At 59.8% G+C, this 24,721-nt stretch carries 22 protein-coding genes and 2 tRNA genes; 12 read left to right on the top strand and 12 right to left on the bottom strand.

Annotated elements, in window-relative coordinates:
- The first annotated feature begins 82 nt into the window (after positions 1 to 82).
- Together DYL61_RS02655 and DYL61_RS32055 are read left to right on the top strand one after the other, a co-directional pair.
- On the top strand, positions 83 to 484 hold the full coding sequence (locus DYL61_RS02655; RefSeq protein WP_135307090.1) for a YbaN family protein: 402 nt from the start codon (positions 83 to 85) through the stop codon (positions 482 to 484).
- 136 nt (positions 485 to 620) lie between these two features.
- Positions 621 to 2,759: a methyl-accepting chemotaxis protein gene (locus DYL61_RS32055; protein WP_135307089.1), complete on the top strand. Its 2,139-nt coding sequence runs from the start codon at positions 621 to 623 to the stop codon at positions 2,757 to 2,759.
- Between the two features lie 74 nt (positions 2,760 to 2,833).
- Here the strand turns inward: DYL61_RS32055 and DYL61_RS02645 are convergent, their stop codons facing one another.
- Complete coding sequence (locus DYL61_RS02645) at positions 2,834 to 3,397, bottom strand: NAD(P)H nitroreductase (RefSeq protein ID WP_135307088.1); 564 nt, start codon at positions 3,395 to 3,397, stop codon at positions 2,834 to 2,836.
- 139 nt (positions 3,398 to 3,536) lie between these two features.
- On the opposite strand from DYL61_RS02645, the gene DYL61_RS02640 reads away from it, so the two are divergent.
- From DYL61_RS02640 to DYL61_RS02630, 3 genes are read left to right on the top strand one after another with little or no spacing between them, the layout of a single operon-like run.
- The gene (locus DYL61_RS02640) at positions 3,537 to 4,964 is read left to right on the top strand and encodes a di-heme oxidoreductase family protein (RefSeq protein WP_135307087.1); all 1,428 of its coding nucleotides are present in this window, start codon (positions 3,537 to 3,539) and stop codon (positions 4,962 to 4,964) included.
- Between the two features lie 31 nt (positions 4,965 to 4,995).
- On the top strand, positions 4,996 to 6,060 hold the full coding sequence (locus DYL61_RS02635; protein WP_105695353.1) for an imelysin family protein: 1,065 nt from the start codon (positions 4,996 to 4,998) through the stop codon (positions 6,058 to 6,060).
- A 2-nt stretch (positions 6,061 to 6,062) separates the two neighbouring features.
- Positions 6,063 to 7,160, top strand: coding sequence for a DUF1513 domain-containing protein (locus tag DYL61_RS02630; RefSeq protein WP_135307185.1), 1,098 nt, complete (start codon positions 6,063 to 6,065; stop codon positions 7,158 to 7,160).
- Positions 7,161 to 7,214: 54 nt separating this feature from the next.
- Here DYL61_RS02630 and DYL61_RS02625 read toward each other — a convergent pair whose 3' ends face one another.
- The 5 genes from DYL61_RS02625 to colR form a co-directional block, all read right to left on the bottom strand.
- Complete coding sequence (locus tag DYL61_RS02625) at positions 7,215 to 7,442, bottom strand: hypothetical protein (RefSeq protein ID WP_099585549.1); 228 nt, start codon at positions 7,440 to 7,442, stop codon at positions 7,215 to 7,217.
- Positions 7,439 to 8,158 carry a lipopolysaccharide kinase InaA family protein gene (locus DYL61_RS02620; RefSeq protein ID WP_135307086.1) on the bottom strand — a complete coding sequence of 240 codons (720 nt, stop codon included), beginning with the start codon at positions 8,156 to 8,158 and terminating at the stop codon, positions 7,439 to 7,441. The genes DYL61_RS02625 and DYL61_RS02620 overlap by 4 nt, the downstream gene beginning before the upstream one ends.
- Positions 8,159 to 8,162: 4 nt before the next feature.
- Positions 8,163 to 8,843: a class I SAM-dependent methyltransferase gene (locus tag DYL61_RS02615; protein ID WP_135307085.1), complete on the bottom strand. Its 681-nt coding sequence runs from the start codon at positions 8,841 to 8,843 to the stop codon at positions 8,163 to 8,165.
- Between the two features lie 189 nt (positions 8,844 to 9,032).
- Entirely contained in the window at positions 9,033 to 10,313 is a 1,281-nt protein-coding gene (locus tag DYL61_RS02610) for a sensor histidine kinase (RefSeq protein ID WP_135307084.1), read from the bottom strand.
- Positions 10,303 to 10,986, bottom strand: coding sequence for a two-component system response regulator ColR (gene colR / locus DYL61_RS02605; RefSeq protein ID WP_016975511.1), 684 nt, complete (start codon positions 10,984 to 10,986; stop codon positions 10,303 to 10,305). Before colR ends, DYL61_RS02610 begins: the two co-directional genes overlap by 11 nt.
- Before the next feature lie 201 nt (positions 10,987 to 11,187).
- Between colR and DYL61_RS02600 the strand changes: the two genes are divergently transcribed.
- Positions 11,188 to 13,137, top strand: a complete 1,950-nt coding sequence (locus tag DYL61_RS02600; RefSeq protein WP_135307083.1) for an LTA synthase family protein — start codon at positions 11,188 to 11,190, stop codon at positions 13,135 to 13,137.
- Positions 13,138 to 13,345: 208 nt separating this feature from the next.
- On the opposite strand, the gene groL is transcribed toward DYL61_RS02600, so the two are convergent.
- The 5 genes from groL to DYL61_RS02575 all read right to left on the bottom strand — a co-directional run bounded on the left by groL (position 13,346) and on the right by DYL61_RS02575 (position 17,973).
- Positions 13,346 to 14,992 (bottom strand): chaperonin GroEL, encoded by a 1,647-nt coding sequence (gene groL, locus DYL61_RS02595; RefSeq protein ID WP_135307082.1) that lies wholly within the window; start codon positions 14,990 to 14,992, stop codon positions 13,346 to 13,348.
- Positions 14,993 to 15,040: 48 nt separating this feature from the next.
- Positions 15,041 to 15,337, bottom strand: coding sequence for a co-chaperone GroES (locus tag DYL61_RS02590; protein WP_016975516.1), 297 nt, complete (start codon positions 15,335 to 15,337; stop codon positions 15,041 to 15,043).
- Between the two features lie 247 nt (positions 15,338 to 15,584).
- A complete protein-coding gene (locus DYL61_RS02585; RefSeq protein WP_105695345.1) occupies positions 15,585 to 16,061 on the bottom strand; it encodes an FxsA family protein in 477 nt (158 codons plus the stop codon).
- Positions 16,062 to 16,127: 66 nt separating this feature from the next.
- Positions 16,128 to 16,859, bottom strand: coding sequence for a HugZ family pyridoxamine 5'-phosphate oxidase (locus DYL61_RS02580; RefSeq protein ID WP_135307081.1), 732 nt, complete (start codon positions 16,857 to 16,859; stop codon positions 16,128 to 16,130).
- 106 nt (positions 16,860 to 16,965) lie between these two features.
- The gene (locus tag DYL61_RS02575) at positions 16,966 to 17,973 is read right to left on the bottom strand and encodes a DUF481 domain-containing protein (RefSeq protein ID WP_105695343.1); all 1,008 of its coding nucleotides are present in this window, start codon (positions 17,971 to 17,973) and stop codon (positions 16,966 to 16,968) included.
- A gap of 200 nt (positions 17,974 to 18,173) precedes the next feature.
- Between DYL61_RS02575 and DYL61_RS02570 the strand changes: the two genes are divergently transcribed.
- From DYL61_RS02570 to DYL61_RS02555, 4 genes are all read left to right on the top strand, one after another.
- Positions 18,174 to 18,488, top strand: a complete 315-nt coding sequence (locus tag DYL61_RS02570) for an MGMT family protein (protein WP_238704516.1) — start codon at positions 18,174 to 18,176, stop codon at positions 18,486 to 18,488.
- A gap of 43 nt (positions 18,489 to 18,531) precedes the next feature.
- Complete coding sequence (locus DYL61_RS02565) at positions 18,532 to 20,064, top strand: AmpG family muropeptide MFS transporter (protein ID WP_135307080.1); 1,533 nt, start codon at positions 18,532 to 18,534, stop codon at positions 20,062 to 20,064.
- Between the two features lie 195 nt (positions 20,065 to 20,259).
- Positions 20,260 to 21,975 (top strand): proline--tRNA ligase, encoded by a 1,716-nt coding sequence (locus DYL61_RS02560; protein WP_135307079.1) that lies wholly within the window; start codon positions 20,260 to 20,262, stop codon positions 21,973 to 21,975.
- Positions 21,976 to 21,995: 20 nt separating this feature from the next.
- Entirely contained in the window at positions 21,996 to 22,949 is a 954-nt protein-coding gene (locus DYL61_RS02555) for a hypothetical protein (protein ID WP_135307078.1), read from the top strand.
- A 69-nt stretch (positions 22,950 to 23,018) separates the two neighbouring features.
- On the opposite strand, the gene dinB is transcribed toward DYL61_RS02555, so the two are convergent.
- On the bottom strand, positions 23,019 to 24,077 hold the full coding sequence (dinB, locus tag DYL61_RS02550) for a DNA polymerase IV (protein WP_064054577.1): 1,059 nt from the start codon (positions 24,075 to 24,077) through the stop codon (positions 23,019 to 23,021).
- Positions 24,078 to 24,356: 279 nt separating this feature from the next.
- Between dinB and DYL61_RS02545 the strand changes: the two genes are divergently transcribed.
- Positions 24,357 to 24,433, top strand: a tRNA-Met gene (locus DYL61_RS02545).
- A gap of 184 nt (positions 24,434 to 24,617) precedes the next feature.
- Positions 24,618 to 24,694, top strand: a tRNA-Met gene (locus DYL61_RS02540).
- Positions 24,695 to 24,721: the final 27 nt, after the last annotated feature.

Raw genomic sequence — 24,721 nt, 5'->3', positions numbered from 1 at the left:
GGCTGACCCACCGCCATCGGGGGCAAGCCCCCTCCCACACTTAGATATCATTTCAAGCTGATTTTCTGTGATCCGCCTACCCATGACCGGCAAAACCCAATCCACCTCCAAAATCGCCCAGATCCTCTTCGGCCTGCTGGCCTACGTCAGCCTGGGCATCGGGCTGGTGGCGATTGTCATACCGGGTTTGCCCACCACCGAATTCATCCTGCTGGCCGCCTGGGCCGCCACCAAAAGCTCACCCCGCCTCAGCGCCTGGCTGGAAAACCACCGCCTGTTCGGGCCGATCCTGTTCAACTGGCGCAACGGCAAGATCATCGCGCGCAGGGCCAAAGTCAGCGCCACGGTAAGCATGTTGGTGTGCGCCATTCTGATGCTGGTGATGCTCGATCACGGCTGGCCGATCTACCTGGCGATTGCCGGCATGGGCCTGGGTAACCTGTGGATCTGGTCTCGCCCTGAACGGCTCGCACAGCCCGTATAACGCCACGTGTAGGACATGTCCTACCGCTCATCGCCTTCCCCTCATGAAACAACCGCCCGCGCCGATGCTCAAGACATAGCGCCGAATGGACTTGGCTGCGCCTAGCAAACCCACACGTCCATTCGCGAGTGAACCTATGTTCGACACCCTCTCCATACGCTTGAAAATCGTGCTGCTGTCCGGGTTGTGCCTGCTGGGGGTGATTGGGCTGATCATCAGCGTCAACCTCTATCAGACCAACCAGAATGACCAGTTGATCAGCGACTCAAGCTCGCGGATGCTCACCAGCAGCGTGCAGAACCTGCTGCAATCCAAAGCCGCCGAGCAAGCGGTGCAACTGCAAAAAATCTTTGGCGAAAACCTGTTTGTGGCCACCGCCCTCGCCGATCAAGTCAAAGACCTGCGCAACCTCGCCACGCAACGTGGCCTGGAACCCGGCGCCTTGCGCGAAGCACTCAACCAGAGCGTCAAGACCGCCTTTGAGCGCAACCGCAAGGCGCTGGGTATCTGGCTGTCGTTCGAACCCAACGGCCTGGATGGCAAGGACAGCGAATTCATCGACGACAAAGCCCGCGTCTCCAATGAAAAGGGCCGCTTCTCCACCTATTGGAGCCGGGCGGGCGGCGAAGGCCTGAACACCATCATGGTCGAAGAAGATTTGACCAAGACCACCCTCAACCTCAGCGGTACGCCTTACAACATCTGGTACACCTGCCCACGGGATACCCGCAGCGTATGCCTGCTCGACCCGTATGCCGACGACGTGGCGGGCAAGTCGATGCTGATGACCACCATCTCCCTGCCGCTGATCGTGGACGGCAACGTCATTGGCGTGGTCGGTATCGACATCGCTCTCGACACTTTGCAAGCCACCATGGACGTCGCGCAAAAAGAACTGTTCAACAGCGCCGCGCACCTGGAGATCCTATCCAGCAGCGGCTTGATTGCGGCCTACAGCGGTGAACCCGGCCGCGTCGGCAAAAACCTGATCGATACCCTGGGCGTCGAGGGCAAGGAGATCGTGCAACTGCTGGCCAATGGCGCGCCCACGATTCGCGAGCAAGACGACACTATCCGTGCCGTGTACCCGGTCAAGCCAATCGCCGATGCAAAGCCCTGGGGCGTGGTGATCAAACTGCCCAAGCAGGTGATGCTCGCCGATAACGTCAAGCTTCAAGAAGTACTCGACGAGGCCCAGGCCGCCGGCACCCTCAAGGCCCTGCTGGTCGGTGCGCTGGCAGCCCTGCTTGGCCTGCTGCTGATCTGGTTGACCGCCACCGGCGTGACCCGTCCGATCAATAGCGTGGCCGCCATGCTCAAGGACATCGCCAGCGGCGACGGTGACCTCACCCAACGCCTGGCATACGCCAAAAAGGACGAGCTGGGCGAGTTGGTGAACTGGTTCAACCGCTTCCTCGACAAGCTGCAACCGACCATCGCCCAGATCAAGCAAAGCATCACCGAAGCCCGTGGCACCGCCGATCAGTCCTCGGCCATCGCGCGCCAGACCAGCGAAGGCATGCAGGTGCAGTTCCGCGAAATCGACCAGGTGGCCACCGCCTCCAATGAAATGAGCGCTACCGCCCATGACGTCGCCAACAGCGCCTCCAATGCCGCCAGCGCAGCACGCGGCGCCGATCAGTCAGCGCGCGAGGGCATGTCGATCATCGAGCAGAGCACTCGCGACATCACCACCCTGGCCGAAGAAGTCAGCAAGGCGGTGGGCGAAGTCGAGGCCCTGGCGGTCAATAGCGAACAGATTGGTTCAGTGCTGGAAGTGATCCGCAGCATCGCCGAACAGACCAACCTGCTGGCCCTCAACGCCGCGATTGAAGCCGCGCGCGCCGGGGAAAGCGGGCGTGGGTTTGCGGTGGTCGCCGATGAAGTGCGCAACCTGGCCAAGCGCACCCAGGATTCGGTGGAAGAAATCCGTCACGTGATCGAACGCATCCAAAGCGGCACCCGTGGCGTGGTGGCAACCATGCATTCGAGCCAGAGCCAGGCCCAGAACAATGCCGGGCAGATCCATCAGGCCGTGCAAGCGTTGGGCAAGATCAGCGATGCCGTGACGGTGATCAGCGACATGAACCTGCAAATCGCCAGCGCCGCCGAACAACAGAGCGCCGTGGCTGAAGAGGTTAACCGCAACGTCTCGGCGATCCGTACCGTGACGGAAACCCTCACGGGGCAGGCCACCGAGTCGGCAGCCATCAGCAGCCAGCTCAATGCATTGGCCAGCCAGCAGATGAAATTGATGGATCAGTTCAGGGTTTAATCAACACCACAAATCAAATGTGGAATGGGGCCTTTGTGGGAGGGGGCCCCTCCCACATTTGGATCACAGTGAACTTAGAGACCGGGCCAGGCTTGAACGAACGCTGCCAGGTCTTCCTTCGCCGCTGTCCGCGGCGGGTTCTGCGGCGTGCCCAGGTACAGGAAGCCAATCACTTCCTCATCCGCCGTCAATCCCAGCCCCTTGGCGACATGGGCCGAGTACGACAACTCACCCGTACGCCACACCGCCCCAATCCCCTGGGCGTACGCCGCCAGCAAAATACCGTGGGCCGCACAGCCTGCCGCCAGCAGTTGCTCGGACTTCGGCACCTTGTAGTGGTCCTGCAAACGCGCAATCACCACCACCACCAGCGGCGCACGGAGAGGACCGTTCTGGGCTTTGTCGATCACCGCTTGCGGCGCATCAGCGTCCTGCAGGCGGGCGGCTTCTGCCAGCAACGTGCCCATCTGCTCGCGGGCCGCGCCTTCCACGGTGAGGAACCGCCAAGGCCGCAATTGGCCGTGGTCCGGCGCACGCATGGCGGCGGCGAACAGCACGTCGCGCTGCTCCTGGGTGGGCGCCGGTTCCAGCAGACGCGGCACGGAAACACGGTTGAGCAAAGCGTCGAGAGCCTGCATTGGCCACCTCCAGAAAAAAATGTGCGGCCATTCTAGCGGGAATGCATCGCCCCCCACCAAACGATAATTGCTCTTATTCATTCGGCCCTGCCCTGTTAGACTTTGCGACCTTATTTTTCGCCTTCGTCCGGGAAACTCGATGTTCCGTTCGCTTTTTCGCCTGTCTGCTGCCGTGCTGGCCTTGAGCCTGACGGCCTGCGATGACGCCCCGCGCTTCACCAAGGCCGAGCCCGGTGAATCACGGGCCGGCGGCGCGACGACGGTGAACAAGCGTGACCAGAACGCGTTTTCCCTGCCCTCGGCCAACTTGTCGCCCACCCGTCGCCTGGATTTCAGCGTGGGTAACAGCTTCTTTCGCAGCCCTTGGGTGATTGCTCCGTCCACCACCACGGCGCGGGATGGCCTGGGCCCGCTGTTCAACACCAATGCCTGCCAGAACTGCCATATCAAGGACGGTCGCGGCCACCCGCCGCTGCCGGACGCGGCGAATGCGGTGTCGATGCTGGTGCGGCTCTCGATTCCCGACTCCCCCGCCTACGCCAAGCTTATCGAGCAAGTCGGCGTGGTTCCCGAGCCGGTCTACGGCGGGCAACTGCAAGACATGGCCGTGCCCGGCGTGACGCCGGAAGGCAAAGTGCGGGTGGATTACACACCGGTCAACGTGACGTTCAAGGACGGCACCGTGGTCGAGTTGCGCAAGCCAGACCTGCAAATCACCCAACTCGGCTACGGCCCGATGCATCCCGATACACTTTTTTCAGCGCGCATTGCGCCACCGATGATCGGCCTGGGTCTGCTGGAAGCCATCAGCGACGCCGATATCCTGCGCAACACCGACCCGAAAACCGCCGACAAAGAAGCCATCGTTGGTCGTGCCAACCGGGTCTGGGATGACGCCCAACACAAGACTGTACTGGGGCGTTTTGGCTGGAAAGCCGGACAACCCAACCTCAATCAACAAAATGTTCACGCGTTTTCTGGTGATATGGGCCTCACCACCACCCTGAGACCCTTTGATGACTGCACCGATGCCCAAGTGGCCTGCAAACAGGCGCCCAATGGCAATGGCCCCGATGGCGAGCCGGAAGTCAGCGACAACATCCTGCGCCTGGTGCTGTTCTACACCCGTAACCTCGCCGTACCGGCGCGTCGCGACGTTGATTCGCCGCAAGTGCTGGCCGGCAAAAACCTGTTCTACCAGGCCGGTTGCCAGGGTTGCCATAAACCCTCGTTCACCACGTCAGCCTCGGCTGCCGAACCTGAACTGGCCAACCAGGTGATCCGCCCCTACAGCGACCTGCTGTTGCACGACATGGGCGAAGGCCTTGCAGACAACCGCAGCGAATTCAAGGCCGGTGGCCGCGACTGGCGCACCGCGCCGTTGTGGGGCATCGGTTTGACGCAAGCCGTCAGTGGCCACACCCAGTTCCTGCATGACGGCCGCGCCCGCAACCTGCTGGAGGCCGTGCTGTGGCACGGCGGTGAAGCACACGCGGCGCAGCAGCATGTGTTGTCGTTTAATGCCGAGCAACGTGCCGCGTTGCTGGCGTTCCTGAATTCTTTATAAGCTTCGCCCCAATTACAGAAGGGAGCTCTACATGTTCCGTCCCAAGTTGTTGTTCACCAGCCTCGCCGCCCTCGCCCTCGGCGCCTGCTCGCCGCAAGACCCACAAGCCGTGACCTCGGCGGCCATCGCCAAGCAAGTGATCCTGCCGACCTACAGCCGTTGGGTCGAAGCTGACCGTCAACTGGCCGTCAGTGCCTTGGCCTACTGCCAGGGCAAGGAAAGCCTGGAGACCGCCCGCGCCGACTTCCTCCACGCGCAAAAGGCCTGGGCCGAGTTGCAACCGTTGCTGATCGGCCCGTTGGCCGAGGGCAACCGTTCGTGGCAGGTGCAGTTCTGGCCGGACAAAAAGAACCTGGTGGGGCGTCAGGTTGAACAGTTGGTGACCGCCCAGCCGCAGATCGACAGCGCCGCCCTGGCCAAGTCGAGTGTGGTGGTACAAGGCCTGTCGGCCTACGAATACATCCTCTACGACGCCAAGACCGACGTCGCCAACGAGGCGCAGAAAGCCCGTTACTGCCCGCTGCTGGTGGCCATTGGCGAGCGCCAGAAGGCCCTCGCCGAAGAGATCCTGGCGAGCTGGAACAGCACCGACGGCATGCTCGCGCAGATGACCAAGTTTCCGAACCAGCGCTACGCCGATTCCCACGAAGCCATCGCCGATCTGCTGCGCGTCCAGGTCACCGCACTGGACACTTTGAAGAAAAAACTCGGCACGCCAATGGGTCGCCAGACCAAAGGCATCCCGCAGCCATTCCAGGCCGATGCGTGGCGCAGCGAATCGTCCCTGCAAAGCCTCGAAGCCAGCCTTGCCGCGGCCCAGACCGTGTGGGTCGGCGTCGACAACAAAGGCCTGCGCGGCCTGTTGCCGTCTGAACAAAAGCCGTTGGCCGACAAGATCGACGCCGCCTATGCTGCCTCCTTGAAACTGTTCGCCAGCAACCAGCGCACCCTCAATGAACTGTTGGCCGACGACGCCGGGCGCCAGCAACTCAACGATATCTACGACAGCCTCAACGTTGTCCACCGCCTGCACGAAGGCGAGTTGGCCAAGGCGCTGGGCATCCAACTGGGCTTTAACGCCAACGACGGTGACTGATGATGCTCAGGCGACAGGCTTTGGCGGTTGGCAGCATGCTGCTCAGTGCGATCACGCTGGGGGGCTGGACGCTGTCCAGGCAAAAGGACAAGGGCCCGCTGCTGCTGTCGGCGCGGGATGATGCCGACGGCAAGCATTACGCCGTGGGCTATCGACTGGATGGCAAACCGGTGTTTACCACCCAGGTCGGCCAGCGCTGCCACGACATCATCAACCACCCGACGCTGCCGATTGCGCTGTTCGTCGCCCGCCGCCCGGGCACCGAAAGTTACCTGATCGACCTGCGTGATGGCGCGCTGCTGCAAACCATCACCTCCAAGGCCAATCGCCATTTCTATGGCCATGCGGTGATCCACAAGAGCGGCGACTGGCTGTACGCCACCGAGAATGACACCTCCGACGCTGGCCGTGGCCTGCTCGGTGTGTACAAGTTCGAAGGTGAGCGGCTGGTGCATACCGGCGAGATCTCCACCCATGGCATCGGCCCGCATCAGGTGTCATGGATGCCCGACGGTGAAACCCTGGTGGTGGCCAACGGGGGTATTCGCACCGAAGCCGAAAGCCGCGTGGAGATGAACCTCAACGCCATGGAACCGAGCCTGGTGCTGATGCATCGTGACGGCACCTTGATCAGCAAGGAAACCCTCGGCCAGCAGATGAACAGCGTGCGCCATATGGGGATTGCCAGCGATGGCACGATCCTTACCGGGCAGCAGTTCATGGGGCCGTCCCAGGAGCGTTCCGAACTACTGGCGATCAAACGTCCAGGCCAGCCGTTCGAAGCCTTCCCGGTGGCGGACGAGCAGTTGCAGGCAATGGGGCATTACACCGCCAGCGTCGCGGTGCACAGCGAATTGCGCCTGGTGGCGTTGACGGCCCCGCGTGGTAATCGATTCTTTATCTGGGACATGGACAGCGGTGCGCTGCGTTTGGATGGGCCGTTACCGGATTGTGCCGGCGTCGGCGCTGTGGCCGACGGCTTTGTCGTGACCTCAGGCCAAGGGCGCTGCCGTTTCTACGATTGTCGCCAGCAACCATTGGTCGCCAAGCCGCTGGAGCTACCGGCAGGCCTGTGGGACAACCATCTGCATCTGATCTGAAGGCAAAAAAAGGGCCTCGCATCGCAAGGCCCTTTTCCGGGGGTTTGAATCGTTTCAACTCTGCGGCCTCATGCCTTGAGACATGCCAAACATGAACAGCAACAACTCATGATCAGGCTTGGCCGCCGTGCTCGCCTTGGCCACGCGTGGCAGCAGGCATTGCGCCCCACCCTGCGTGGCACTGAGCACCTGTGTCCGAGGCTGTTCCCAGGCGGCCAGGGCCAGGGCTGCAACGCCCAACGCCCCCACCAGGAACACACCTCGTGCTATTTCTAGCTTCATCTGGTTAAACCCTTGATAGCGCTGCCAAACGCCGTCTCGTAAAAGTAGCTGAGTTTTGCCCAGTCAGCGCTGTTCCACGACGAATGGCGGCGCAACTGCAGCATGTCGTGGGACGCAGCCCGATAAGCGGTCAGACGCTGGCGGCACTTCTCGAAATCCAGCAAGGCCACTTCGACATTGGCCGCGTCGCCCTCACCGGTGACCCGTACGAAAATATGCTTGATATAGAGGCAACCGTGCTGCCAACGGCCCTTGTGCATACGCGCCAAAGTGCCGGCCAATTCCTTGAGCAAACGTTCGTGCACCAGCTCGCCGTACTGTTCACGACCACCGGCCGCGTACCAGTTTTCAATTTCATCGAAGCCATCGAGGGCTGCGGTCACCAACAATGCCTTCCATTGGTGCTGCGGGTCACGACGCGCCTCGCAAAAGACCATCTCCGGCACGCGCACATCCAGCAAACGCAAGCCTCTGATCGCGTCCCGCTCACGCAGCACCGTCGGCCGTCCAAACGGGTGCAGCCAACTGCGGTAGATATGCCCTGTCTGGCGTTTGCTGTAGAGCAAACGGCCATTGGTACCCAGCACGCGTTTCACGCCACTTTCACCACCACGCCGACGGTTGGGTTCCTCGACCCATTCGCCCTGCTGGCGCCAGAAATAATCGAATCTTTCTTCGGGAGCTACATGACTGCCTGCTATGCACTCAACTGCCATCCTGTTACCTCTTTCGCAATACATACACTCGCCACATGGCGTAAAGCGGCATGAAGTCCAGGGACTCCTGAACACGGAAACCGGCCTGCTCGAACTCGTCTTCAACAGTAGCAGCCGGTAACACAAATCGATTTTGGTAACCGTCCTGCTCACCGTTTTTACGGCGCTGCCCTTCGAGGCGCTTACGTTTCCAAGCCTTGAAATTGCCATCAACCCACAGCGAAAGGATCACGCTGTCTCGTGTAACACGTTGAAACTCACGCAATATCGCCAATCGATGCGCTGGGTCACCGATGTGATGAAGCAGGCGCATACAGAAAATGCTGTCGACCGAGTTGTCCGGTAAATCGATATCGAAGGCAGATGTCTGCAAGGGTCGTACCCGTTTCACCACATCGGCGGGTTGGGCGGCCATCGCGACCTTCAACATCGACCCGGAATTGTCCGCGCCGATAATCACTCTGTTGGGTTTTTCGGCCAGCAGCGGCCAGAACCGCCCTGCACCACAGGGCAGGTCCAGCACCAGGCCAGGCTCTCCGGCCATGGCCAGCGCACCGCGCGCCAATTGCTCATCGCGCTTATGGGACAGCCGGCGAGCCAGATTGTCCTTGTGCTTGAGCAAATACTCTTGGGCGTGCTGATCGTCGTACTTATCGGAAAATTCGAGCTTGATCGGACTAGACATCAACGGGTCTCCGGTTACTGATGCCTACAACCGTAAACAGCGACCTGTGATCAACAGGTCAACTCGTTGTGAAAAACTTGTCCTGTCCAGTTTCATACATTTCAAGACTTTACAGACACAAGAGGTGGCATGGGGCCATCTTCGCCGAATAGGCTGGGATCTGCCGCAGGATAGCGGCAGGGAGGGCAGTCAGGATTTGACCTGGCTCAATTCAACATGGAAGCGGCAGCCATTGGGCTCCATGGTGCTGAGGCTCACGCTCCAGCCCTGGTTTTCACAGATACGCTGCACCAAGGACAAGCCCAGGCCCAGGCCTTCTCCACGCTTCTCGCTGCCGCGTACAAAAGGCTCGAACATCGCTTCGCGCTTTTCTTCAGGAATACCCACGCCGCTGTCCTCCACCACAAAACCGCTGGGTTCCAGGGTCAAGCGGATAAAGCCATGCTCGGTGTAATGCAGTGCATTGCGCAGCAGGTTACCCATCACCGCATGCAGGAACGTGGTGTTGTAGCGCGTATCCAGTGGGTTACCCGGCTGGTAGATCAACTCCAAGCCCTTTTGCTGGATGGGTTCGCGCCAAATGCCGAGCAAATCATCCGCCACTTGGCTGAGGGTCACTTGGGGAGACATCGCCGCATCGTTATGTTGCGCACGGGCCAGCATCAGGAAGGTCTGCACCAGTTCGCGCATTTCGCTGCAGGCACGGGCGATACGTTCCACTTGGTTGCGACCGCGCTGATCAATCGCCGGGTTCTCCAGCAACAGCTCACAGGAGCTGGCCAATACCATCAACGGGGTGCGCAGTTCGTGGCTGACATCGCTGGTAAACAGCTGCTCACGGGACAATGCCTGACGCAACCGACCCAGGGTGGCATCAAACGCCACCGCCAACTCGCCCACCTCATCGGCGGCGTAATCCGGCGCCAAGGGCGGCGCCAGCCCGAGCAACTGGTCGCGGTGACGCACCTGCCGGGCCAGTCGCACCACCGGTGCCATAACTTTGCGGGCCAGCACCCAGCCGAGAAACACCGCCAATGCCAGGCTGAGCACAAAGCCCACCAGCACGACGGCAAACAGAACGCGCTCGCGTTCTTCGAAATCGCTTTGATCCTGCAACAGCACATAACGCCGACCATCCACCACTTCAACCATGGCGTGGTACGACAAGGCCTCACGAAAGACTTCATGAAAACCGGGCTCAAGGTGGCGCAAGTCTTTGGGCAACTCAAAATCGCCCGGGCCGCCACTGAAGTAAAACAGCTGGTCCGGCTCCGGCCGATGCCGCCAGTCCTCCACGGTGTCCATCAGCAACAGGCGCTGCAAATCACCGCCCAACCCGGCCGAGATCAGCTTCTCTTCCACCAGGTGCACAGTCGCCACAATGCCCATGGCGAAGGCCCCTGCTACCAACGCGCTCATCAAGGCAAAGGCGATGATGATCCGTTGGGCAAGGCTTTGCTTAAACTCCATCACGCCCCTCGGCCAAGCGATAACCCACGCCATGCACGGTTTGCAGCAGCGGCTTGGCGAACGGTTTGTCGATCACTTGGCGCAATTGATGAACATGGCTGCGCAGGCTGTCGCTGTCCGGGCAGTCATCGCCCCACAGGGCCTCTTCGAGAATCTCGCGACGCAGTACGTGGGGGCTCTTCTGCATCAGCACCGCCAGCAGTTTGAGGCCGACCGGGTTGAGCTTGAGCAGGCGCCCTTCGCGGGTGACTTCCAGGGTATCGAGGTCGTAATGCAGGTCAGCCACTTGCAGGGCACGGCGCCCGCCACCCTGGGCACGGCGCAGCACGGCCTCGATGCGTGCGGCCAGTTCCGACAGGGCGAAAGGCTTGAGCAGGTAGTCATCGGCGCCGGACTTGAAGCCCTGCAGCCGGTCATCCAGTTGGTCGCGAGCGGTGAGCATGATCACCGGCGTGTCGCGGCGGGCATCTTCGCGCAGGCGTTTGCACAAGGTGTAACCGTCAATGCCGGGCAGCATGATGTCGAGCACGATCAAGTCGTAATGCTCGGTGGCGGCCAGGTGCAGGCCCGACAAACCGTCCTGCGCACAGTCCACGGTATAGCCTTTTAGCCCCAGGTAATCGGCCAGGTTGGCCAGAATATCGCGGTTGTCTTCAACCAATAGAATTCGCATGGGCAGTGTCTCCGTACGCGGTAACAGCCGTGTTGGCTCGCGCAGCTTAAGGCCAAGTGGGGCTAAGGGATAGACCTGAACGGCCTGCCGATAAGGGTTTTCAACCGTTATTTAAGTTGAACGAGATTTTCACTATAGCTTCACAAACTGACTACAGTGTCAGGGCGAAGATCGCCGCCCATCGATATAAGGAAGTTGGACATGGGGTTTCTCAAAACAGCGCCTATGCGCTATCTGCTGCTCGTCACCGGCACCTGGCTGGTGATTTTCCTGCTCACGCGCAGCGTTCTACTGCTTACCCATCTGGATGAAGTCAGCGGTAATCTCCTGCCGGTGTTTGGCGTGGGTTTGCTCTACGACCTGGGTTTTCTGGCCTATGCCGCGTTGCCGTTGGGCCTGTATTTGTTGCTGTGTCCACCTGCCCTGTGGCGCCGCCGGGGCCATCGTTGGTTCCTGCAAGCCGTGCTGACCGTGAGCGTGTTCGCCATGCTGTTCACCTCGGTGGCCGAATGGCTGTTCTGGGATGAATTCGGCGTGCGCTTCAACTTTATCGCCGTCGACTACCTGGTGTATTCCGATGAGGTGCTGAACAACCTGCTGGAGTCGTACCCAATCGGCAAACTCCTCAGCTTGTTGGCCGTGCTGGCCGTGGTGTTGAGCCTGGCCCTGCGCAAACCTTTCAACGCCGCGATGAACGCACCGCTGCCGCCACTGCGTGGCCGTCTGGTGAATGCACTGGGCCTGCTGGTGATTGCCGGCCTCAGCCTGCAATTGATCAGCCAGGACAGCCCTCGCACCCAGGGCGGCAATGCCTACAACAACGAGCTGGCCAGCAACGGCCCCTACCAGTTTTTCGCCGCCTTCCGTAACAACGAGTTGGATTACCCCCAGTTCTACAAAACCTTGCCGACAGATGTCGTCGCCCAACAATTGCGCGCCGAACTCAGCGAGCCCAATGCACGCTTTATCGGCAAAGACCCGTTGGATATTCGCCGCGCCATCGACAACCCCGGCACCTTGCGTAAACCCAATATCGTACTGGTGACCATCGAAAGTTTCAGCGCCAAGTACATGGGCAGTAATGGTGATGGGCGTAACCTCACGCCCAATCTGGATGCACTGCGCAAACAGAGCCTGTACTTCAACAACTTCTACGCCACCGGCACTCGCACTGACCGTGGCCTGGAAGCCATTACCCTGGCGATTCCACCGACGCCGGGGCGCTCCATCGTCAAGCGTATTGGTCGTGAAAGCGGTTTCGCCAGCCTGGGCCAACAGCTCACCGCCATCGGTTATGACAGTGTGTTCGTCTACGGCGGGCGCGGTTATTTCGACAATATGAATGCGTTTTTCAGCGGCAACGGTTACCGAGTGGTGGACCAGAGCAGCGTGCCGGAATCGGAAATCTCGTTTAAAAATGCCTGGGGCATGGCTGACGAAGACCTCTACAAGCAGACCCTGAAACTGGCCGATGCCGACTATGCCAAGCAGCAGCCGTTTTTGTTGCAGTTGATGACGACTTCCAACCATCGCCCCTACACCTACCCGGACGGGCGTATCGATATCAAATCCGGCAATGGTCGTGACGGCGCGGTGAAATACACCGACCACGCCATCGGTGAGTTCCTCACCGCTGCGCGCCAAAAGCCCTGGTTCGACAATACGGTCTTTGTGTTCGTCGCCGACCACACCGCTGGCAGCGCAGGCAAGGAAGACCTGCCGATCACCAATTACCAGATTCCACTGTTCATCTATGCGCCCAAGTTGGTTGACGCCCGGGAGACGGCGCTGTTGGCCAGCCAGATTGACCTGGCGCCGACGTTGCTGGGGTTGATCAACCTGAGCTACGAATCCACCTTCTTTGGTCGCAATCTGTTGCAGGACAACCCGCTGCCACCGCGTGTGGTGGTGGGCAACTATCAGCATCTGGGGTTGTTCGATGGCAAGGACCTGGCGATTCTCAGTCCACGCCTGGGCTTGCGTCGTCACGACCAGGCGCTGGGTGAGAGCCAGGAATCGCGGGTGGGCAGTGATGATCCGTTGATTCAGCGGGCGATCACTTATTACCAGGCGGCCAGTTATGGGTTCAAGCAGCAATTGTTGAGCTGGAAGGGGCCGAAGGAGGCTAGTCCGCAGTTGAGTGGGCGGTAGCCGATATCTGCGGCGGGTGTAAGGCCGCTATCGGGGGCAAGTCGAATCGTCGCACCGCCCCTCCCACACTTTGATCTGTGAATACATTCAAAATGTGGGAGGGGGCTTGCCCCCGATGAGGCCCTCACAAACAGCACACAGCTCCAATAAAAAAGCCCCGCCTGCATCACTGCAGGCGGGGCTTTTTCAGTACGGGGGTAAGGCTGGCTTACATCATGCCGCCCATGCCACCCATGCCGCCCATGTCTGGCATGCCGCCGCCAGCAGCGCCTTCTTTCTTCGGTGCATCAGCAATCGCAACGTCGGTGGTCAACAGCAGACCAGCGATCGAGGCAGCTGCCTGCAGTGCCGAACGGGTCACCTTGGTAGGGTCCAGGATGCCCATGTCGATCATGTCGCCGTATTCGCCAGTCGCAGCGTTGTAACCGAAGTTACCTTTGCCGTTCTTGACTTCGTTGACCACAACACTTGGCTCGTCGCCGGAGTTTGCAGCGATCTGACGCATTGGAGCTTCAACCGCGCGACGCAGTACAGCGATACCTACGTTCTGGTCAGCATTGTCGCCGGTCAGGTTGGTCAGCGCTTCCAGAGCACGGATCAGCGCAACGCCACCGCCAGGTACCACGCCTTCTTCAACGGCTGCGCGGGTTGCGTGCAGGGCGTCTTCAACGCGGGCTTTCTTCTCTTTCATTTCTACTTCGGAACCAGCGCCAACCTTGATCACTGCTACGCCGCCGGACAGCTTGGCCAGACGCTCTTGCAGTTTTTCACGGTCGTAGTCCGAGGAAGTCTCGGCAACCTGGGCACGGATCTGAGCGATACGCGACTCGATGTCGCCTTCAACGCCAGCACCGTCAACGATGATGGTGTTTTCCTTGGACAGGGTGACGCGCTTGGCGCTACCCAGGTTTTCCAGGGTGGCGCTTTCCAGGCTCAGCCCGATCTCTTCGGAGATTACGGTACCGCCGGTCAGAACAGCGATGTCCTGCAGCATGGCCTTGCGACGGTCGCCGAAGCCTGGCGCCTTGACGGCTGCGACTTTGACGATGCCACGCATGTTGTTCACAACCAGAGTCGCCAGGGCTTCGCCTTCAACGTCTTCAGCCACGATCAGCAGTGGGCGGCCGGCTTTGGCAACGGCTTCCAGCACTGGCAGCATTTCGCGGATGTTGGAGATCTTTTTGTCGACCAGCAGGATCAGCGGGCTGTCCAGCTCGGCAACCATGGTGTCTGGCTTGTTGACAAAGTACGGGGACAGGTAGCCACGGTCGAACTGCATGCCTTCTACAACCGACAGTTCGTTTTCCAGGCCAGTGCCTTCTTCAACGGTGATCACGCCTTCTTTACCGACTTTTTCCATGGCTTCGGCAATGATGTCGCCGATGGAGCTGTCGGAGTTGGCGGAGATAGTACCTACCTGAGCGATTGCCTTGGTGTCAGCGCATGGCTTGGACAGGTTTTTCAGCTCTTTGACGATGGCGATGGTCGCCTTGTCGATGCCGCGTTTCAGGTCCATCGGGTTCATGCCGGCAGCGACGGCTTTCAGGCCTTCGTTGACGATCGACTGAGCCAGAACGGTAGCGGTGGTGGTGCCGTCGCCTGCGTCATCGTTGGCACGGGAGGCAACGTCTTTGACCAGCTGCGCGCCCATGTTTTCGAAACGGTCTTCCAGTTCGATTTCTTTGGCGACGGAAACGCCGTCCTTGGTGATGGTCGGAGCGCCGAAGCTCTTCTCGATGATCACGTTACGGCCTTTCGGGCCCAGGGTCGCTTTAACCGCGTCAGCCAGGACGTTTACGCCAACGAGCATTTTCTTGCGGGCGGAATCGCCGAATTTAACTTCTTTAGCAGCCATGATCGATAATCCTTAAATACTTTGAAGTAACGGGAAAATGAGCGGGAATTACGCTTCCAGTACGGCGAGAATCTCGTTCTCAGCCATGACCAGCAGGTCTTCGCCGTCGACTTTCACAGTGTTGCTGCCGGAGTAAGGGCCGAATACAACCTTGTCACCGACTTTAACGGCCAGCGCACGTACTTCACCGTTTTCCAGAGTCTTGCCTGGGCCTGCAGCGACGATCACACCGTGGTTGGCTTTTTCAGCAGCCGAACCTGGCAGAACGATACCGCCAGCGGTTTTCTTTTCTTCTTCGCTGCGACGGATTACGACGCGGTCGTGCAGAGGACGAAGCTTGCTCATTGTCGATCTCTCCTAATTGTGTTTTTCATCGGCCGGTGTCAGTACCGGCAAGTTGTATTCCGGCTATACCGGTCGCGCCTCGCCAAGCAAGACGCTGAAGTCTGTCTGGTGTCGCCACCAGAAACCTTGCGGTGACCGATACATAAGGGCGCATAAGGTTATTACAAGAGGCCTCGGCGGATTTTTTTTGCAGCTGCCGGCGGCACAAAGCAACACGGCACCCGAAGGTGCCGTGCCAGTGAAGCGGTTATTTGCTGTCGCGGTGCTCGAACTCGCCTTCGATCACGTCGCCTTCCCGCTCCAGCGGTTGGCGCGGAGCCGGGCCACCACGGGATTGCAGGTCATCGGCAAACGCACGTTGGCGAATCGCCGCTTCTTCGGCGCGCTGACGCATCTTGCCGGCCAGCAGCTTGCGGGTGAACGGCAGCAACATGACCAGGCCGACCACGTCGCTGATGAAACCCGGCAGGATCAACAGGCCACCGGCCAGGGCCATCATCAGGCCCTCGAGCATGGTCTGGGCTGGCAGTTCGCCGCGGTTCAGGCTTTCACGGGCACGTAGCGCCGTGGCCAGGCCGGCGACGCGCAGCACCAGTACGCCAAGCATCGAGCCGAGAATGATCAGCAACAGGGCCGGGAAAAACCCGATCGCTCCGCTGACTTGAACGAATACGAACAGCTCCAACACCGGGAACAGCAGAAAGAGCAACAAAAAAGGGCGCATCAAAAGGTTCCTCAACGCAAGAATGCCTTGCTAGTCCACCTTAGATGACGTCGCCGTTTCGTGAATTCAAGCGTTGGCAGGTGCTTTTTTCGGCCAGACCTCGGCGTGGGCCAATGAAACCAGGGCTTCTCGCACTTGTGTCGGGGTGTTGCAAGACTCGGCAAAAGGCAGCCAGTGCAACGATTGGCCAATGCGCAGGTGCATGCCTTCGCTGTCGATGCCGGCCAGTTGCGCCGGTTCCGAGGTCGGCAAACCGGCCAACTCGACGTAATGGGCGATGGCCTTGGTGTGATCGCTGTTCATGTGCTCGATCATGCTTTGCTCGGCCTTGCCGGCAAAGGGGTTGGCCAGGGTGAGCTGGTCGATCCAGTGGATCGCACCGAAACCACCGATATAGCGGTGGCGCACCGGTTTGAGCACCCAGAAGTCGAAATCATGCGCCTTGTGGTAGTTGGCCGACTCGGGGAAGTAGCGGTAGTAACGCTCGGCAGCCGCCTCGATGGCAGCGCCCTCCTCCAGTTTCTCGGCTTCGGCCAGGTACGTGAGACGGCCGACGGCTTGCACGTCATCCGCTTCACGTTCTCCCACCAGCAACGAGCACTTGGGGTCTTTTTGCAGGTTGTGAGTATGTTGGGCAATGCGACTGATCAGGATCAGCGGGCGGCCTTGCTCGTCGAGGCAATACGGCACGACCGAGCCGAACGGGAAGCCGGGCATGGCCTTGGACAATGTGGAAAGCGCCCCACGGTATTCCTTGAGCAACAGCTCTCGGGCGTTCTTGGCAACCTGTGTGCTCAACGTATGACTCCTCGGGTATTGCGCCGCCCATGGCATATGGGAATGGATCTCAACACACGGTAATCAATATGCACAGCGGTTGCCAAGCAGGTTTTGTTCGACCTTATTACCAGGCCACGCCGAAGCCTGCGGTATAGCGGGTCTTGCTCAGGCTGCTGTCGGAGTCGCCACTGATAATGTCACGCTCGGCCTTGAGGTTGAGGGACGCCCACTCGGTGACTTTGTAGCGCAGGCCCATTTCCGCATCCAGGGAGTAGTCGACCGGCCCGTCAATCGGCCGGCCCAGCTCACCGGTGGTGAAGAATTCGACGGTCTTGCCCACCAGATAGCGGTTGTAATTCCACTTCATCGCCACCGAATAGAAGTTGTCTTTGCCGCCGTCGGCATATTCATAGTCGGTGCGGTTGACCAGCGAGCCGAGGGAGAACGCGCCCAGTTCATCGTCCCAGAATTGGTAGCCAGGGCCGGTACCCACGGTGCGTTGTCGGGCCAGGTCTTCAACCTTGTCGCGTTTGTAGGTCAAACGCCCCTGCCAGAACCAATGGTCGGTCAGGAAGCGGTCCAGGTCATACTCCAGGGCCCAGTTATCGGTGGTGGTGACGTCGTCCTGGAACTCGCGGTTGTACTCGCCTTGGCCGGTGTGACGCCACTTGCCGTGGCGGGCGGTGGTCTTGAAATCGATGTCGTAATCGTTGGTGTCGTTTTCGGCGCGCTTGTAGTCCAGCGCCAGGTCGACATTGCCCTTCCACACCAAGTCCTCAATCACCGGCTTGGGCTTGATGATCTGCTGGATGCTCGCCAATTCGACGGTCTTGGGTGCCTCGCCATTGGCCAGCGTCACCTTGCCGTCATCCGCCGCTTTCAGGGACTTGGCCTTTTCGCCGGTGTAGGCGTCCTGCTTGACCAGCAGCTCCTGGTCGCTTTCCAGGGTTTTCACCTGCTTCCAGTCGATGGGAATGGCGCCTGCGTAATCGGTCTGAACCAGCAACTTGCCACCGTCGAAGACTTTGATCTTGCCGGTCAGGCGGTCACCGTTCTTCAACCAGACGGTGTCGGCCAGCAAGGGCGTGGAGGCGCTGAAAACAGCAAGGCACAGCAGGGTTCTGGACAACATAAGCAGATTCGGGGCTCGGGCTTGGCGAAAAAAGGGCATTATCGTGTTAGATAACGTCTTAGCAAGGACTGACTCAAGGATTGGGGTTGAGTTCAATTCTCATCGCCATGTTTACAGACGTTTCTTACAAAAGACCGACGATCTCAACGGGTAGCCCCACAGTGAATCAACCTGCCGAAACCCCACAAAGCCCCGCCGAAATGCGCCGCACGGCGCTGTACCTGACCCTGGCACAGGTGCCCGAAGGCTGCGTGGTGAGTTACGGCGAACTGGCGCACCTGGCCGGACTGGGGCGCGCGGCACGTTGGGTGGGACGCACCCTCAGCCAACTTCCCGAGGACACCAGGCTGCCCTGGCATCGCGTGCTGGGTGCCGGTGGTCGGATAAGTCTGCCAGTGGGCAGCGCCTCAGGCGACGAGCAACGGGCACGTTTACGCAGCGAAGGCGTCACTATCCTGAACAATCGCGTTGATATTCAGCGCCATGGCTGGCGCCCGGTAGAGCACAGCGGTTAGAGTGCGCGCTTTGTTTCCGCAAATCTGAGGCAGACTCCAGCCCATGCCCCGTAAAACCTGGCGCGCCGCGCTCGCCGCCTATGCCAGCCCCTCGACGTTAGTCCTGTTGTTGCTCGGCTTTGCCGCCGGCCTGCCTTACATGTTGGTGTTCTCGACGCTGTCGGTGTGGTTGCGTGAGGCCGGTGTGGCCCGCGAGACCATCGGCTATGCGAGCCTGATCGGCCTGGCGTATGCCTTCAAATGGGTCTGGTCGCCGCTGCTCGACCAATGGCGCCTGCCGTTGCTGGGCAAGCTCGGGCGGCGCCGTTCGTGGCTGGTACTGGCGCAGTCGCTGGTGATCCTCGGCTTGATCGGCATGGGCTTTTGCGACCCGCAGAAGCACCTGTCATGGTTGATCGCGATTGCCGTCGTGGTCGCCTTCGCTTCTGCCACCCAAGATATCGCCGTCGATGCCTACCGCCTGGAAATCGCCGACGACAGCCGCCAGGCCGCCCTGGCTGCCAGCTATATGTCGGGTTACCGCATCGCGGCGCTGCTGGCGACAGCCGGTGCGCTGTTTTTTGCCGAAGGCTTCGGCTCTACCGGTTTCAACTATCAACATTCGGCGTGGCTCGGCACCTATGTGCTGTTCGGCGTGCTGATGATCCCGGCGCTGCTGACCACCCTGTTCATGCGTGAACCCAACGTGCCACTGCGTACCCAATTGCAGGCCGGGCGCTACAGCTTCGTGCATCAATTGGTGTCGGTGTTTGTGCTGATCGTGTTGCTGGTGTCGGTGCCGGCGATGTTCACCCAGCTGTTCAATACGGACTTCGAAAGCGTGCTGTTCCACGGCATGAGCCTGTGGGATCTGCTGATGGAAGACCGCGCCTTCCTGCGCGCCATCCTCTATATCACCCTTACCGCACTGTGCCTGTCAGCCATGGGCCGACGTGGCCTGGCGCCGGTGCTGACGCCGGTCAACGACTTTATCCTGCGCTACCGTTGGCAGGCATTGCTGCTGCTCGGGCTGATTGCCACCTATCGCATGTCCGACACGGTGATGGGCGTGATGGCCAACGTGTTCTACATCGACCAGGGCTTCACCAAGGACCAGATTGCCGGGGTCAGCAAGATCTTCGGTCTGATCATGACCCTGCTCGGCGCCGGCATGGGTGGCCTGCTGATTGTGCGCTTCGGTATCTTGCCGATCCTGTTTATCGGCGGTGTGGCGTCAGCCGGCACCAACCTGTTGTTCGTGATGCTCGCGGATATGGGCCCGGACCTGCAGATGCTGATTTTCACCATTTCCCTGGATAACTTCAGCTCGGGCCTGGCCACCTCGGCGTTCGTGGCGTACCTGTCGAGCCTGACCAACCTCAAGTTCTCCGCCACCCAATACGCGCTGCTCAGCTCGATCATGCTGTTGCTGCCACGCTTGATCGGCGGGTATTCGGGGGTGATGGTGGAGAAGTTCGGCTATCACAACTTCTTCCTGATCACCTGCCTGCTGGGTGTGCCGACGTTGTTTTTGATTGCGTTGCATTGGTTCCAGGAAAACCGCCGGGCGCGCTTGAATCCCCCGGTCGAAGACTGATACACCACTGTCAATGTGGGAGGGGGCTTGCCCCCGATTGCGCTGTATCAGTTGTATTTGCCGTGACTGACACTCCGCTATCGGGGGCAAGCCCCCTCCCACCTACCCCTCCGCATTCTGACGCCTGTACTCCGGCAGCAACCGCCCGTACAATCCCAAGTCATTTCAAGTCCAAGCAACCGACAACGGCCTACCATGCGTACCAGTCAATATTTGCTCGCCACACAGAAAGAAACGCCTTCCGATGCGGTCGTGATCAGCCATCAGCTGATGCTGCGCGCCGGCATGATCCGCAAACTGGCCTCCGGCCTGTACACCTGGCTGCCCATGGGCTTGAAGGTGATGCGCAAGGTCGAAGCCATCGTTCGTGAAGAAATGAACGCCGCCGGCTCTCTCGAAGTGTTGATGCCGAGCACCCAACCGGCTGAGTTGTGGCAGGAATCCGGGCGCTGGGAAGAGTACGGCCCCGAGTTGCTGCGCTTCAAGGACCGTCATGGCCGCGATTTCTGCGCCGGCCCGACCCACGAAGAAGTGATCACCGACCTGATGCGCAACGAGCTGAGCAGCTACAAGCAACTGCCGCTGAACCTGTATCAGATCCAGACCAAGTTCCGTGACGAAATCCGCCCACGCTTCGGTTTGATGCGCGGCCGTGAATTCATCATGAAGGACGCCTATTCGTTCCATGCCGACCCGGCTTCGTTGCAGGTCACCTACGACCGCATGCACCAGGCCTACTGCAACGTGTTCACCCGCCTGGGCCTGAAATTCCGCCCGGTTGAAGCGGACAACGGCTCCATCGGCGGCGCGGGCTCCCACGAGTTCCACGTACTGGCCGAGTCCGGCGAAGACGATATCGTGTTCAGCAACGGTTCCGACTACGCAGCGAACATCGAGAAAGCCGAAGCCGTGCCACGGGAAACTTCCCGCGCTGCGCCGGCCGAAGAACTGCGCCTGGTGGACACCCCGGAGACCAAGACCATCGCGGCCCTGGTGGAAAAATTCAATCTGCCGATTGAAAAGACCATCAAGACCCTGATCGTGCGCGCCGAGGAAGAAGGCAAGCTGATCGCCTTGGTGATCCGTGGCGACCACGAACTCAACGAAATCAAAGCCGCCCAGCAACCTGGCGTGGCCAGCCCGCTGGTCATGGCCACCGATGCCGAACTGCGCGACGCCATTGGCGCTGGCGCCGGTTCCCTCGGCCCGCTGAACCTGCCGCTGCCGATCATCATCGACCGTTCGGTCGAGCTGATGAGCGACTTCGGCATCGGTGCGAACATCGACGACAAGCACTACTTCGGCGTGAACTGGGAGCGTGACCTGCCGGTTCCAACCGTGGCCGACCTGCGCAACGTTGTCGCTGGCGACCCAAGCCCGGATGGCAAGGGCACCCTGGAAATCAAGCGCGGTATCGAAGTCGGGCACATCTTCCAGCTGGGCAACAAGTACAGCAAGGCGATGAAGTGCGAAGTGCTGGGCGAAAACGGCAAGCCGATCACCCTGGACATGGGTTGCTACGGCATTGGTGTTTCCCGCGTGGTTGCGGCTGCCATCGAGCAGAACAACGACGAAAAAGGCATCATCTGGAGCGACACCCTGGCGCCGTTCCAGATCGCCCTGGTGCCGCTGCGCTATGAAACCGAGCAAGTACGCGAAGCCACCGACAAACTGTATGCCGAACTGACGGCTGCCGGTTTTGAAGTGCTGCTGGATGATCGGGACAAGAAAACCAGCCCCGGCATCAAGTTTGCCGACATGGAACTGATTGGTATCCCGCACCGTATCGTGGTCAGTGACCGCGGTCTGGCCGATGGCAATCTGGAATACAAGAGCCGGACCGAAGCCGAAGCCCAACCGTTGCCGGTGGCTGACGTGCTGTCTTTCCTCCAGGCGCGTATTCGTCGCTGAAAACCAGATCAAGAGACGTCATGTTCAAGCGAAACACCAGAGCCCTGGGGGGCGCCGCCTTGTGCGGCGCCCTGCTGGTCAGCGGCTGCGCCAACCAGATGTCGCAACGCAGTGAGCACGAGGAACGGGTCGAGCGTAAGTTGCTCGACCACAGCTTGCAGATCGACGTGGGCGAACCCAAAGTGCTGGAACTGCCGCAACGCCGGGTGCGGATTCACGAGCAAAAGACCTTTGAGGTCACCGAGTTCGAAGTCACCCGTCGTTACGACCGCTACACCCCCTACCAGCCTTGGCGCAAAGTCTACGAGATGCCTTTGGGTGCGGTAGCCCTGGTGGCGGGCGCGGGGGCCAACGTGGCGAATATCTTCGCTCTGGGTCACTTGCCCACCAGCATGACCCACGATTGGCTGACCTACGGCGTGGACGGCCTCAACCCGTTCATGAACGTGCAATCCCACGGCCGCGCGCAACAGAACCTGGCGGGTATCGATGAAGTCCAGCGTGATAAACGCACGGAGTATTCGAGCCTGCCCTGGAGCGAACGCCCGGTACAGGTCACCGCTGGCAAGCAGACTCACGAACTGACCACCGACCGTAACGGCGTGCTGCGCCTGAACCTGTTGGACAGCCCGTTTGCCGAGCAAGACTTGAACCGCGTCACCACCCTGAAGATCAGCGTGGAAGATGGCCAGGACGACGTGCATTCGGACTCGACCCTCGCCGTCAGCAGCACCTTGCGCAACAAGTTGCTGGAAGCCCATGGCCTGATCTATGACGACCTGGAAGATGACGAAGTGAACCAGTGGGTGCACCGGGTCAAACGCCTGTCGGAACTGGGCCTGGAAGAAGAAGCCAGTGAGCTGGAACAAAGCCTGATCGAACTGACGCGCAATGATCCGGAGTTGCAGCAGGAGTTTTTGCAGGCGTTGACCAAGGATGCGGGGCGCCTCGTCGCAGATCCCGGCGCTCGCTGATTTCTCAAGACTGTTGAAGATCAAAATGTGGGAGGGGGCAAGCCCCCTCCCACACTTTGCTCCCGGTTTCTACCAGGAAAATTCGAGTTGTTCGTTGCCATTGCTTAAGTCCAGCAACCTCACCCCAATCCCCAACAACCGCACCGGCTTCCCACCCCGATTAAACGCCTGCGTCAGCAACTGCTGATAACTCTCCAAATCCCGCCCCGCCCCTGCCTGCTCCAAGGTGGTCTGGGTAAAGTCATGAAACTTCACCTTAACGAACGGCTTGCCCGCCCGGTAGCTGCTGTCGATACGCGCCATGCGCCCCGCCAGGGTTTCCATGAGCTCAGGCAGTTTCGCCAGACAGCTGGACAGGTCCGGCAAATCCACATCGTAGGTATTTTCCACGCTGATCGATTGCCGACGACTGTCGTTCTGTACTACCCGATCATCAATCCCACGGGCCAGGCTCCAAAGCCGCTCGCCAAAACTGCCGAATTCTCGCACCAACGCCAGCTTGTTCCACTCGCGAAGCTGTAGGCAGTCCTCAATGCCAAGGCGCGCCAGCTTATCGGCGGTGACCTTGCCCACGCCGTGCAACTTGCTCACGCGCAGCTGGGAGACGAAGTCTTCAACCTGGTCTGGCGTAATCACAAACAAGCCGTTGGGCTTTTTCCAGTCGCTCGCGATCTTGGCCAGGAATTTGTTCGGCGCAACACCGGCAGACACAGTGATATGCAACTGATTGGAGACCCGGCGCCGAATATCCTGGGCAATACGCGTGGCACTGCCGCCAAAGTGCGGGCTGTCGGAAACGTCCAGATACGCCTCATCCAGCGACAACGGCTCGATCAGGTCGGTGTAGTCACGAAAAATCGTCTGGATTTCCTTCGATGCTTCCTTATAGGCATCCATACGCGGCTTGACGATGGTCAGGTCCGGGCACAGCTTCAAGGCATGACGTGACGACATGGCCGAACGCACCCCATACGCCCGTGCTTCGTAGTTGCAGGTTGCGATCACCCCACGCCGATCCGCCGAGCCGCCGACCGCCAGCGGCTTTTGCGCCAGGCTCGGGTCATCACGCATCTCGATGGCGGCGTAGAAGCAATCACAGTCGACGTGGATGATTTTGCGTTGCGTCATATAAACAGAGGGTTGATTCAACGGGTGGCCAGTATCGCATTCACCCCTGTATATAGCACCAGTAGTTTGAATCTTCCGTATAAGCGGTAGGAAGATTCCCAAATGAATTTATTTTTTCAATCGAATCCTAGCCCTCAATAGAGCCGAAACCCCTAGCCAGACTGGCCCCGAGGGCACCCAAGCGCCTACATGGAGAGCTAACCGATTGAACCACAAGCGCTTTTCTTTCATTCACGGGTTGACACACCCGAGTTCCTCTGTAGAATGCCGCCACACAGACGCGGGATGGAGCAGTCTGGTAGCTCGTCGGGCTCATAACCCGAAGGTCGTCGGTTCAAATCCGGCTCCCGCAACCAAACATCAAAAAAGGCTACTCGAAAGAGTGGCCTTTTTTGTGCGCCTCACAAAATGGGGAACACAAGCAAAACCGTTTTCAATCGCGGACTTAGGGCGCTCGAGTGACCAATTCACCGTTATTTGACCCTTTACGACATTAACGGTTGACACCCCGCCACTTGACTGTAGAATGCCGCCCACAGACGCGGGATGGAGCAGTCTGGTAGCTCGTCGGGCTCATAACCCGAAGGTCGTCGGTTCAAATCCGGCTCCCGCAACCAAACATCAAAAAAGGCTACTCGAAAGAG

The organism is Pseudomonas nabeulensis, from assembly GCF_004682045.1.
Lineage (GTDB): Bacteria > Pseudomonadota > Gammaproteobacteria > Pseudomonadales > Pseudomonadaceae > Aquipseudomonas > Aquipseudomonas nabeulensis.
This window is presented reverse-complemented; position numbering and strand designations above follow the sequence as displayed.